Below are 11223 nucleotides of genomic sequence, written 5' to 3' on the forward strand. Positions count from 1 at the left end.
GATGAAAACTCAGCGAATTTGGTTTGGCTGCGCCAGCGGCCTTGCCCTGAGCATGCTCTTTGGTTGGTCTTACGGTTTTTTCGCCATCATGCTGCCACTGTTTATTCTCAGCAGAACCGATAGCTTTCAGCTTTCACGGCTACTGATGGTGGTGTTTTCCGCCGTCTGGACCACAGTACAAGCAACCTTTTTGTTGGAATATCTACAGTTCCATCCCGTGCTCATGACGGTGGCGGTGGGGCTGTTTTTCCTAATCAAATGCATTGCGATGATGAATCCCAACACCTACTTGTTTGGCTATATGGGGCTGTTGGTCGGGTCGATCGTACTGAACTTTGCCAGCTATGATTTCATCGATATCGAAGATTTTAACCTCAACTTATGGGTCATTTCCCTTGCAAACATTGCCATTTGTGCGCTGGCTTTTTGGCTCTTTCCCGAGCCCAAACGCGATGAGATTCAGGATGCCATGACCACGCCCGTCAAAAGCGATATGGACTACATCAGCCAAGTAGCGATGGGTTGGGTGGTCGCCATGGCCGCTTTTCTGCTGTTTCAATTTGCCGATCTTTACGACTCACTCTCAGCGCAAGCGTCAATCATCATCATTCTTACGCCAATGACCTTGGCTGGCTCCATGGCGATGGCAAAAATCCGCGTCATTGGCACCGCGCTGGGTTGCTTAGCTGGCTTGGCAGTTCAACTGGTGTTGAGCGGTTGGTATAGCAATGGCTTGCTGTTTTGGCTCGCGCTGACCATCGCCATGGGGCCATTTTGTTATTTGCTCACCAAGGGGCCAATCAAAGGCGCGATTGCGTTTTCGGCGATGTCGGCACTGGCCGTGCCGCTGACTGCGATTGTCCCCGAAGGCAAAGACGCGTTCTTTTCGATTTTATACCGTTTTAGCTCTATTTTTGTCGCCGTAACCGCCACAGCGATGTTGATGTGGGTACTGCATCATGGCATTCGCGCGTTGTTATTGAAGCATCCTGACATTCAGAATGTATAGAGAAACTGGGAAAAAAGAACCTTGCGGAGATTCCCACTCTGGCGAGTGACATGCTGATAAAACAAAAGCCAAGCGCTGAGCACTTGGCTTTGTTTTATCTAAGGAGTGGGGAAAATGCCCCGTGTTATTTCGCCAGCTCTTTTCGCACAATCGCAGCACCGGCGGCTAAAGCGTTGAGCTTGGCGGTGGAAACATCACGAGCAAGTGGTGCCATGCCGCAGTTGGTGCATGGGTAGAGCTTGTCTGCATCGACGTATTTCAACGCTTCACGCAGGGTGTTGGCCACTTCTTCTGGCGTTTCAATCTCGTTGGTGGCGACGTCAATTGCACCGACCATCACTTTCTTGCCGCGGATCAACTCAAGCAGCTCAATCGGCACGCGCGAGTTGTGGCATTCCAGCGAGATAATATCGATGTTGGATTTCTGCAGTTTCGGGAACACTTCTTCGTATTGTCGCCACTCAGAGCCAAGCGTTTTCTTCCAATCGGTGTTGGCTTTGATGCCGTAGCCGTAACAGATGTGTACCGCCGTTTCGCATTTCAGCCCTTCGATAGCGCGCTCCAAACAAGCAATGCCCCAATCGTTGACATCATCAAAAAAGACGTTAAACGCGGGTTCATCAAATTGGATGATGTCGACGCCCGCCGCTTCAAGCTCTTTCGCTTCTTGGTTAAGGATTTTAGCGAACTCCCACGCCAGTTTTTCACGGCTGCCGTAGTAATCATCATAGAGCGTGTCGATCATCGTCATCGGCCCCGGCAGCGCCCACTTGATCGGCTGCTTGGTTTGCTGGCGCAAGTATTTGGCATCGTCCACAAACACTGGCTTAGTGCGGCTCACCGGCCCCACGACCGTCGGCACGCTCGCCTCATAACGGTTGCGAATGGTCACCGTTTTGCGGTTTTCAAAATCCACCCCGCTCAGGTGCTCAATAAAGGTTGTCACAAAGTGTTGGCGAGTCTGTTCGCCGTCACTGACAATATCCACGCCCGCTCGCTCTTGCTCGTGCAAAGAGAGGCGCAGCGCATCGCGTTTGCCGTCCGTCAGTTCATCGCCTTGCAGTTTCCATGGCGACCACAGTGTTTCCGGCTCAGCCAGCCATGATGGTTTCGGTAAGCTGCCCGCGGTTGAAGTGGGTAATAGTGTTTTCATCGTCATTCCCTTCTCGATTCTACTGATTGCTTACGCGTAATTGGCCGACCATTGCTCAAGGAGCGACTGGTACGGTTTGATGAAATGCGCTTCGGCAAAGCGACCTTGTTCAATGGCCAATTGGCTGCGCTCTTCTCGGTCGTAGACGATTTGAGTTAACGAGTGGTCAAGGTTCTTCAAGTTGGGTTGGTAGCGTTGTCCTGCCACGGCATTGGCGTTGTAAATCTCTGGGCGGTAAATCTTTTGGAACGTCTCCATGGTGCTGATGGTACTGATGAGCTCAAGGTTCGAGTAACCGTTCAGCAAGTCACCAAAGAAATAAAACGCCAGCGGCGCAACGCTGTTTGGCGGCATAAAGTAGCGCACCTGCAAGCCCATTTTCTGGAAATATTGCTCTGTCAGCGAGGAGTCGTTGGGCAGATACTCATACCCCAACACCGGATGCTGGTTTTCCGTGCGGCGGTAGATCTTGTTGTCCGACACGCTCAGGCAGATCACGGGCAGCTTTTTGAAATGCTGTTGATACTCAGCCGAGCTGACAAACGCCTTAAACAGTTTGCCGTGCAGCTCACCAAAATTCGCTGGAATGCTGAACTGAGGCTGATTTTTGTTGTGATCCAGCAACAGCACGCTGAAGTCGTAATCACGCACATAAGACGAGAAGTTGTTGCCGACAATGCCTTCAATGCGCTCATTGGTTTTGCGGTCAAGAATGTTGGTTTTGAGCACTTCAATCGAGGGAAAAGCGTCGCCACTGCCGTGAATATCGATATCCACGGAGATGATGTCCAACTCCACCGAGTAACGATCGCCGGTTGGGTTATCCCAACTCGCCATGGCGTTAAAACGGTTGTCGATCATGCGAAGCGCATTGCGCAGGTTCTCTTGACGGCGCTGACCACGAGCCAAGTTGGCAAAGTTGGTGGTGATGCGCGTGTTGTCCGAGGGCTGGTAGTTCTCGTCAAAGCGAATGCGTTTGATCGCAAACGTGAAATCGTTGTTCATGGTGAGTTGGTCTCCTATTTCCTTAGATAACGCTGACTTTTCCTCTCTGGGCATGGGGTGGTTGTGTTTTTTGGTTTTCCCAATCGCCAGTTTGCGCTGCGTTTCGTCTTAGACACAAAAACGCACTCACCTTGGCAAGCACCAGAGCAGTCCGGTTTTTATACTTGCTTCGCGACTTGAAGAATATTGGTATTGTTTCACATTGAACATGAAGGAAATTCATGGTTAAAGCCTCCCGGCTCGCAGCGGATTCGCTTGTGCTATGTTTAATGGAACAGTTTGCGTCGGGAGCTCGTCATCATGCCTTTATTCATGGATCGCCATTTTTCAGAAAATGCCACGCGAGAGGCGATAGAAACCGCGCATCTCAAAGACCTCGACATTCAAGAGAAATATGGCGTGAAGTTTGTCACTTATTGGTTTGATGAAGTTCGAGGCACCACCTTTTGCTTAGTCGAAGCAGAAAGTGAAGCGATCATTCGCCAAGTCCACCAAGAAGCGCATGGCGATATGCCGGGCGAAATCATCCCAGTGGATCCCAATATCGTGCAGCTCTTTTTAGGACGCATTGCAGATCCAATTACACCAACACACGAAGAACCCGCAAAGATAGACAGCGCATTTCGCATCATCATGTTCACCGATCTGGCAGGTTCCACCGCCATGACCACTCGTTTGGGCGATCAAAAATCGATGCACCTGCTGCACATCCACAACGCAATGACGCGCAACGCGATAAAAATGCACAATGGCCGCGAAGTGAAGCACACGGGGGACGGATTTATGGTGTCATTTACCTCGGCAGATGATGCGGTTCAGTGCGCAAAGAGCATTCAACAGGCCTTTGCACAGCATAACCAAAGCCATCCTGAACAAAGTATGCACGTACGGATCGGCTTAAGCGCGGGTGAGCCCGTTCAAGAAAACAACGACTTATTCGGCAGCGCCGTTCAAATGGCGTCGCGCGTGTGTGATGCCACGGAATCTGACCAAATATTGGTCGTCGAACTCGTCAAACAAAGTTGCACGCTCCACCAGCTGCAATTTTGTGATTGCGGAGAAAAGACCTTTAAAGGATTCAACGAGCCAACCAAGCTGTATCAGGTTCTCTGAGTTTGCCACTCACACGCTTCCCCGCGGCTCACGGTGGGCACTCCCTCAACATGATGACAATCTAGACTGCCACCTGTGCGCCAAAACTGAACTATTCTAAAAAGGTTCACAAGGGAGTGGTCATGAAGCAAACCGACGATCAACATTCACTTGGCAAGCTACTGATAGCGCACGGTCACGCCTTTGCGCAGACAAGGCTATCGCATGCGTTGAACCAGCGACAACTGCGCTGTATTGAGGTGCAGAGCGAGCAAGAGATCCGCCAACACGCTCCAAATTTACTGATCTTAGATCAACCGCTGCTTGACGCTCTAAACCGCGACACTCTTTGTCAGTGGCGTGATCAATCGTTTCTTGTCGTGATTGCCGAACAGCACCTCGACGTCGACGCTGATCTTTACGTCCCCAGCGGATTTAGCAAAAAAGTCACGCTCAAACACATCGAAACCGCCCTTTTGATGCACACTCAACGCCAGCAGCAACAAGCATTAGCCGCTCTGCTGCACAACAAATCGAGCAACTTAACTCGCCTCACCGAGATTGGCATTGCACTCTCTGCGGAAAAGAGCTTGAGCGCACTGTTAAATCGGATACTCGACGAGGGAAGAAAGCTCGCCGTGTGCGACGCTGCCTCACTCTTTTTATTGGACGACCATGACAAGCAAAATCGGCACTTAGTGCTCAAGTTAACTCAAAACGCTTCCATCGACTTTGCTTTTGAAGAGCGCCGTTTTGAGCTGAACGACAGCAGCATTTCAGGCTATGTGGCGATGCACGGCGAGGAAGTGAACATCGACGATGTCTATGACATTCAAGCGCAGCCTTATCGCTTCAACCCCGTTTTTGACCACGCAACGGGGTATCGCTGCCAATCGTTATTGGCCTTACCGATATTCAATTATCAGCAGGAAATCATTGGGGTATTGCAGTTTATTAACCACACCAAACAAGCAGGGGTGCGCCTTTCTTCCCACGCGGTGACCAAAGACAATGTCATCCCGTTTGAGCCCGAGATTCGTCCGTTATTGCGGGCGTTAGCGAGCCAGTCTGCGATTGCGATCGAAAATCGACGTTTGATTGAAAGCATTCACCGTCTTTTTGAAGGGTTTGTGCAAGCCTCCGTCACCGCCATTGAGCAGCGCGATCCCACCACCAGCGGTCATTCATTTCGCGTTGCGGATCTCTCCATTGCGCTCGCCACCAGTTTGAATCACGCCAACCTCAAACAATATGAACAGCACCACCTGAGTAAAAAGGATCTGCGCCAGCTCAGATACGCCGCCTTGCTGCACGATTTTGGCAAGGTGGGAGTGAAGGAATCGGTGTTGACCAAAGCCAAAAAACTGACTGAACATCAACTGGATATCATCAAATATCGCATCCGTCTGACGCAGCAGTCCTTGCTTCGTCAGCGAGCCGAAATTGAGCTCAAACTGTTTGGCCAATTTGCCCACTCAAACTCGCCTTCAGCCTTACAACAGCTCGACAACATTCAGCAGCAAATCGCCCAGCTTGAGCAGTTTTGGCTCGATATTTTGCAAGCCAATGAACCTTCTGTTTTGCCGGAATCTGCCTCGGAAAACCTACATCAGATCCACGCCTATCAAGCGATGGATGACAACGGCATACTCACGCCACTCATCAACAAAGACGAACTGCTGGCCTTGTCTATCCCCAAAGGGAGCTTAACGATTGAGGAGATGGCGGAAATACGCTCTCACGTGGTCCACACAGAAACCTTTCTCAAGCAGATCCCCTGGACACAAGATCTGCAAGACATCCCGCATATTGCGGGCGCCCACCATGAAAAAATCGACGGGAGTGGCTACCCAAGAGGCTTGGCAGGCCAACAAATTCCCCTCGCCTCTCAGATCATGACGGTGTGCGACATTTACGATGCGCTCACCGCCTCCGACCGGCCATACAAAAACGCCCTCCCCGATGAGATCGCCTTTAAAATTCTGTTTAACGAAGCAGAAAAAGGGCAACTCAATGGCGATTTGGTGAAGCTGTTTGTCGACGCCCAAGTTTATCTGGTGATCAAAAACAAACAGTACAAAAACACCTGCTCGGAATGCGGCAACTTCCATCACCATGTCTGTGATTTTGATTTACTTGATCACCACTAGGGGTGGGTTGCGGAGTGTAGTAGGAGGCTTGGTTTTGAACCGAAGTTAAAACCGTAATCTCTAAGTACCAGATGAACGTTGTTTAAATAGGCTTTAAAACAATGGACCTCGGTTACAAATCAAGAAGAACCCAATAATATTGCCATTTTTTCTTGAGTAAGTTTTATTGCAAATGAAATCAAAATATTGGCATGAGTTTCTCTATACAATACCCCCCCAACTTTCAAGAGTAAAAGAAGTGGTTTAAATGACAGGCTCTATTTGGAACAAGTGGGACTTACATATTCACAGCCCATTCACACATCAAAACAATCAATTTGGCAGCGCGTCTCTCGATGAGTATACCCACAAACTAAACGAAGCAGGTTTGTCACTGGTTGGTATCACTAACTATTTCTACTTTGCCGACAATGAATTAGAAGAAGTTCGTAACGCTATTCGTCGTAATGGCTTCGATATCAAGGTACTCGGAAACTTGGAGTTTCGAATCTCACAACCAAACAAAGATAGTGAGTTCATCAACATACATTGTGTTTTCGCAGAGCACCTAAGCACCGCTCAGATAAATAGTGTTATGTCTAAACTCAAAGTGAAAAATACAACCCTATCGTATGGTGCAATCTACTGTGAACAAGCCAACCTTCAACAACACGGCGTGAAGGTAGAAGAAGTCATGATTGATTATGCCGAGCTTGAAGAACATCTTTCTCAGAACTTCAAGCGAGGTATCGATTACCTCATGGTTGTTTGCCCTAATGGGTATGGTGGTTTCCGGCCTGACATTACAGAAGGTCGTTCTCTCGCCTTAGCCAAAGAAATCGATAAGTTTGGAGACTTTATTTTTGGCTCAACAATAAAGGATCGGGATTTTTTTCTATCTGGTAGAGGCTCAAACCTACCACCAAAACCCGTTTTTTCATGTTCAGATGCGCATACAATGCAAAGCATCGGAATTCAATATTCTTGGGTTAAAGCAAGACCAACATTTGAGGGGCTCAGACAAGTTCTCATTGAACCAAAAGAGCGTATTCAAATAGTAGATGACTTTATAGAAAGGAGCTTCCAAAAGCCTCATTTCAAATCAATCACACTAAACGGGGCTCTTTTCCCAAACCAACCCCTACAGTTTAAATCGGCAACATTACCTTTAAACAAAAACATGGTTGCGATTATTGGAGGACGAGGAACAGGAAAAAGTATCCTATTGGACTCTATTCGCTCTAAGTTCCCAAATAACCCTGCGACACCGGGTTTAAGAACCGTGGATGCTGGTGGTTTAGCAATAACGCTAAACCAAGGGGATGGCTCGGAGATACACTTCAACCAGCCCGCAAATGTATACTCATACTTACATGTTAGTCAGGGTGACATTCAGCATGTAAGCCAAAAACCAGATGAGTTGAGTAACGAGATAAAGCGAATGCTTGGTCTAAGTGAAGTTACGTTTGATCAAGCTCAAACACAGCAAATTCAAAATTGCTTAGCAAGCTATAGAGCTTACATTGACTACAGAAACACAACCGACTCTCAAGGAAACAAGATCAACGATGAGAGTTATCAACAAAAAGTAATTACATACAATAATGAGCTAATGAAGACTCTAACCAACCCTCAAAACCAAGGGTTGATAGAGAAGTATCAGCGCAATATACAAAGCATCAATCAGATAAATCAATTTATAGTTCTGTGTCAGAACTCGCTTAATACCATCAAACAATCTATTGATCCTTTAAATGGCTCTATAAGCATCATCAACGGGAATGCCTTGTTAATGACCCAAGTCCCGTTCGTCGACTATTCTGCTACGACTTCGGCTCTTCAAAGCAACATTGATTTGTCTCAACAGAGCTTAGTTGGTCTATCTAATGAGAACGAATCAATAACTGAAGAGTTCAAGAAGCAAGGAATCAATCAAGATATTTCATCACTTCTAAACAAAGTTAATGAGTGTCAGACTCAAATTGATATAGCTAACCACAAGCTGAAAGAAATCGGAGACAGAAACGCTCAATACTTTACGTTAGTAAGTGAACGTGAAGCGTTTGCTCAACAGTATCAAAATTATCTAAGTAACCAAAAGTTAGCTGTAGATAATGCTTTCATTAGACTAGGTAAGGAACAAGAGGCTTGGAACCAGGAGCAGAACGCGCTGGTGAAAGACATATTAACTGACATCAACATCTATGGTTCTCAGTCATTTAATCTGGAAGCATTCTACGGTGGTCTATTGGGCTGCCTAAATGGAGGAAAGTTTAGGGGAACAGCGAACCAAAGCTCTGTGCAAAAGCTACAGCAGACATTCAACGTTCACGCTATTGATGACTTCTTCAAACTACTAAAGAATGAAAAAATAATAGTAGTTCCAGAGAATACTAATCCAATATCTTTAGAAGACTTTTGTTGGCAAAGTGACTACTTCAATCAAGCAGGTAGATTCGAGCTGTTAGACTACCTTTACAAACCACACAGAATTCAGGCATACCTACATGTTAACGCTGAGTTCAACTACAAAGGCAAAACCGTAGACAAGTTATCTGTGGGACAACGGGGGACATTCTATGTATGTCTCAAATTAGCCACTGATCCTTTTGGCTCGCCTTTCATTTTTGACCAACCCGAAGATGATTTAGACAATGACTTCATCATGAAACAGTTGGTACCTCTATTCCGAAGAATCAAAAAATATCGTCAAGTGATCATTGTCACTCACAATGCGAACCTAGTAGTGAATAGTGATGCAGAACAAATCATTATTGCCAATAATGAAAGCGAAGTTCTGAGCTATAATTCAGGTGCAGTCGAGGATAACTTCGTCAGGTCTCGTGTGTGTGAAATCCTCGAAGGTGGGGGCTATGCTTTCGAACAACGTGAAAGGAAGTATGGCTTTAACTTGCAGAGATGAGTTGCAAATTTGGCTACGCTACATAGTTAAAGTTCTAGGCACAACGAAAAGTTAAGTAAAATTGCGTGGATTGAAATTAGGTTCAATCCCGCTCTAGCTCACTTTGGAGCAAACCCGATTTACCCATCCTCTTACTTCGCCCCCTTTTTCACCACTTTCGCAGAGACTCTGCGCGTTATTGTTTAGTTGGAAACCCTTATGCCTCAAGCCAATTCCGTTGTCGTACTCGACTTTGAAACCACTGGTCTCTCTCCAAACTTGGGGGATCGCGCGATTGAAATCGGTGCGGTTAAGATCGTTGATGGTGAGGTGGTCGATAGTTTTCAACAACTTATGGATCCTGGCTTTCGGGTCAGTTCCTTTATTGAAAGCAAAGTAGACGAATCTGTTCCCTTGGCAATATGATTTGATGATTGAGAGAAGCTGCCAAGGAGGCGGCATGACATAGGGAATAGAAGCGCTTTTGAATTATCAGACCGTTACGGGCGTTCTTTTAAAAGAAGACGGTTTCCAGCCTTCATCAAGTGGCGTAACGATATATCTAAACGGAGGAGACAACCTGCAGGTTGTTCTTGATGAAGTAGTGAAAAATCACGGGGAAATGATTATCCCTAAAACAGCGCTTGCCGATAACAGTGGCTTTTTTGCCATTTTCCTTGATTCTGAAGGAAATAGGATAGGGTTGCATTCTCCGAATTGATTCGTAGCCGCTCTGGAGAACCGCTTCAAGCAGCTAGCCATTGTATGTGAAGAAATGACCTTGGCTGCTTGATACTGAAGAGTGTCGTGCTTCGCAGTTGAATTTGGTAATCGCTAGTTTCTATTGATATATTTTTCTGCGTTAGCGAACAGCTTATCACATAATTTTTTCTGGTTAGTGTACTCTGAAGTTCCTTGCTCCATCGCGTCAAGTAGCGCTTTAGCTTCTTGATACTCTGTTACCATTGCCGCAAAGCGCTCTTCAAAGTTATTTTTTTGCGTTTTTTTGCTCGATTTTCTTGTTGGTTTTTTCATATTCTATTTCCTATATCTTATAGCTAAAACTTTTCACAAACTCGAAGAGGAACTTATGTTGTTTCTTATATTAACGATTCTATTGAACAGCTTATTATTCTAAACAATCCAATATTTAGACATAGTTTTAACACGCAATATTAAACATGGCAGGCATAAATATTAACTGCCAAAAGAACAGTACTCGATTTTAAATAAAAAGATCTCACACAGAGGCGAGATCTTTTCATGAATACTTACAGTACAGTAACGTTTGATGCCTGTGGGCCTTTGTTACCTTGCTCGGTGTTGAAGGAAACCTTTTGGCCTTCAGCTAGTGTTTTAAAACCAGCGCTTTCAATTGATCTAAAGTGAACGAACAAATCCGCACCACCGTTATCAGGTGTGATAAATCCAAAGCCTTTTGTTTCATTAAACCATTTTACTAAGCCAGTTGTTTTATTTGACATATATATATCTCGATTGATGTATTAAATTAGGAGGAAGCTACTAAATAATGAATGAAGAAAAAGGTATCGCAGAATAGATATGACAAACTAAATCGAAAAACTGAGAAGATCTTGAACTAAATATGTTATCAATAGCTCACTACCAGAGCTGCGGACACTATACACGATATACACATAATAGATATTAATTTCTCAATTAAATTTAAAAACAATTAAAATCAACAAGTTAAACGCATGGTAACTATTATTGCTCGCTATGAATAGCCAGCAGATACTAACTCCAGGGCGGGAGCATACTTTGGTGGATTTATAACCCCAAGAAGACTCTTGCCCTATAATCATCGTTCCAACCCGCTTTCTTCATCTTCACTTTTTGGCTCGGAGCACCACAGTCGCATTGCTTGAGCATATTCATGACAAAACGTCTAAACAACGCGATGTTTTCAACA

General features: G+C 45.9%; 9 protein-coding genes and 2 pseudogenes. 6 read left to right on the top strand and 5 right to left on the bottom strand.

What is annotated here, in order from left to right; genetic code table 11:
• The first annotated feature begins 1 nt into the window (after nucleotide 1).
• Nucleotides 2-1009, top strand: coding sequence for a DUF2955 domain-containing protein (locus FC652_RS18580; RefSeq protein WP_176299728.1), 1008 nt, complete (start codon nucleotides 2-4; stop codon nucleotides 1007-1009).
• Nucleotides 1010-1133: 124 nt separating this feature from the next.
• Here the strand turns inward: FC652_RS18580 and FC652_RS18585 are convergent, their stop codons facing one another.
• Complete coding sequence (locus tag FC652_RS18585) at nucleotides 1134-2168, bottom strand: methionine synthase (RefSeq protein ID WP_045597335.1); 1035 nt, start codon at nucleotides 2166-2168, stop codon at nucleotides 1134-1136.
• A gap of 24 nt (nucleotides 2169-2192) precedes the next feature.
• Nucleotides 2193-3167 carry a DUF1852 domain-containing protein gene (locus FC652_RS18590; RefSeq protein WP_176299729.1) on the bottom strand — a complete coding sequence of 325 codons (975 nt, stop codon included), beginning with the start codon at nucleotides 3165-3167 and terminating at the stop codon, nucleotides 2193-2195.
• A gap of 300 nt (nucleotides 3168-3467) precedes the next feature.
• Between FC652_RS18590 and FC652_RS18595 the strand changes: the two genes are divergently transcribed.
• The 5 genes and pseudogenes from FC652_RS18595 to FC652_RS18615 all read left to right on the top strand — a co-directional run bounded on the left by FC652_RS18595 (nucleotide 3468) and on the right by FC652_RS18615 (nucleotide 10011).
• The gene (locus FC652_RS18595) at nucleotides 3468-4280 is read left to right on the top strand and encodes a nickel-binding protein (RefSeq protein WP_176299730.1); all 813 of its coding nucleotides are present in this window, start codon (nucleotides 3468-3470) and stop codon (nucleotides 4278-4280) included.
• A 122-nt stretch (nucleotides 4281-4402) separates the two neighbouring features.
• Nucleotides 4403-6409 carry an HD family phosphohydrolase gene (locus FC652_RS20780; protein WP_176299731.1) on the top strand — a complete coding sequence of 669 codons (2007 nt, stop codon included), beginning with the start codon at nucleotides 4403-4405 and terminating at the stop codon, nucleotides 6407-6409.
• Nucleotides 6410-6656: 247 nt separating this feature from the next.
• The gene (locus FC652_RS18605; RefSeq protein ID WP_176299732.1) at nucleotides 6657-9311 is read left to right on the top strand and encodes a TrlF family AAA-like ATPase; all 2655 of its coding nucleotides are present in this window, start codon (nucleotides 6657-6659) and stop codon (nucleotides 9309-9311) included.
• Nucleotides 9312-9509: 198 nt separating this feature from the next.
• Nucleotides 9510-9683 (top strand): annotated as a pseudogene (locus FC652_RS18610) (PolC-type DNA polymerase III); the annotation flags it as partial.
• Nucleotides 9684-9774: 91 nt separating this feature from the next.
• Complete coding sequence (locus FC652_RS18615) at nucleotides 9775-10011, top strand: hypothetical protein (protein ID WP_217904678.1); 237 nt, start codon at nucleotides 9775-9777, stop codon at nucleotides 10009-10011.
• A gap of 113 nt (nucleotides 10012-10124) precedes the next feature.
• Here the strand turns inward: FC652_RS18615 and FC652_RS18620 are convergent, their stop codons facing one another.
• From FC652_RS18620 to FC652_RS18630, 3 genes and pseudogenes are all read right to left on the bottom strand, one after another.
• Nucleotides 10125-10325 carry a hypothetical protein gene (locus tag FC652_RS18620; RefSeq protein ID WP_176299733.1) on the bottom strand — a complete coding sequence of 67 codons (201 nt, stop codon included), beginning with the start codon at nucleotides 10323-10325 and terminating at the stop codon, nucleotides 10125-10127.
• A gap of 236 nt (nucleotides 10326-10561) precedes the next feature.
• Complete coding sequence (locus FC652_RS18625) at nucleotides 10562-10774, bottom strand: cold-shock protein (protein ID WP_176299734.1); 213 nt, start codon at nucleotides 10772-10774, stop codon at nucleotides 10562-10564.
• 307 nt (nucleotides 10775-11081) lie between these two features.
• Nucleotides 11082-11223 (bottom strand): annotated as a pseudogene (locus tag FC652_RS18630) (ISAs1 family transposase); the annotation flags it as partial.

This window comes from Vibrio sp. 05-20-BW147 (assembly GCF_013369385.1).
Lineage (GTDB): Bacteria > Pseudomonadota > Gammaproteobacteria > Enterobacterales > Vibrionaceae > Vibrio > Vibrio floridensis.

What these genes read in the sequence shown, in the direction of transcription:
- FC652_RS18585 (WP_045597335.1), bottom strand. Translation starts at nt 2,168, where the DNA reads ATGACGATGAAAACACTATTACCCACTTCAACCGCGGGCAGCTTACCG.
- FC652_RS18620 (WP_176299733.1), bottom strand. Translation starts at nt 10,325, where the DNA reads ATGAAAAAACCAACAAGAAAATCGAGCAAAAAAACGCAAAAAAATAAC.
- FC652_RS18580 (WP_176299728.1), top strand. Translation starts at nt 2, where the DNA reads ATGAAAACTCAGCGAATTTGGTTTGGCTGCGCCAGCGGCCTTGCCCTG.
- FC652_RS18625 (WP_176299734.1), bottom strand. Translation starts at nt 10,774, where the DNA reads ATGTCAAATAAAACAACTGGCTTAGTAAAATGGTTTAATGAAACAAAA.
- FC652_RS18605 (WP_176299732.1), top strand. Translation starts at nt 6,657, where the DNA reads ATGACAGGCTCTATTTGGAACAAGTGGGACTTACATATTCACAGCCCA.
- FC652_RS20780 (WP_176299731.1), top strand. Translation starts at nt 4,403, where the DNA reads ATGAAGCAAACCGACGATCAACATTCACTTGGCAAGCTACTGATAGCG.
- FC652_RS18590 (WP_176299729.1), bottom strand. Translation starts at nt 3,167, where the DNA reads ATGAACAACGATTTCACGTTTGCGATCAAACGCATTCGCTTTGACGAG.
- FC652_RS18595 (WP_176299730.1), top strand. Translation starts at nt 3,468, where the DNA reads ATGCCTTTATTCATGGATCGCCATTTTTCAGAAAATGCCACGCGAGAG.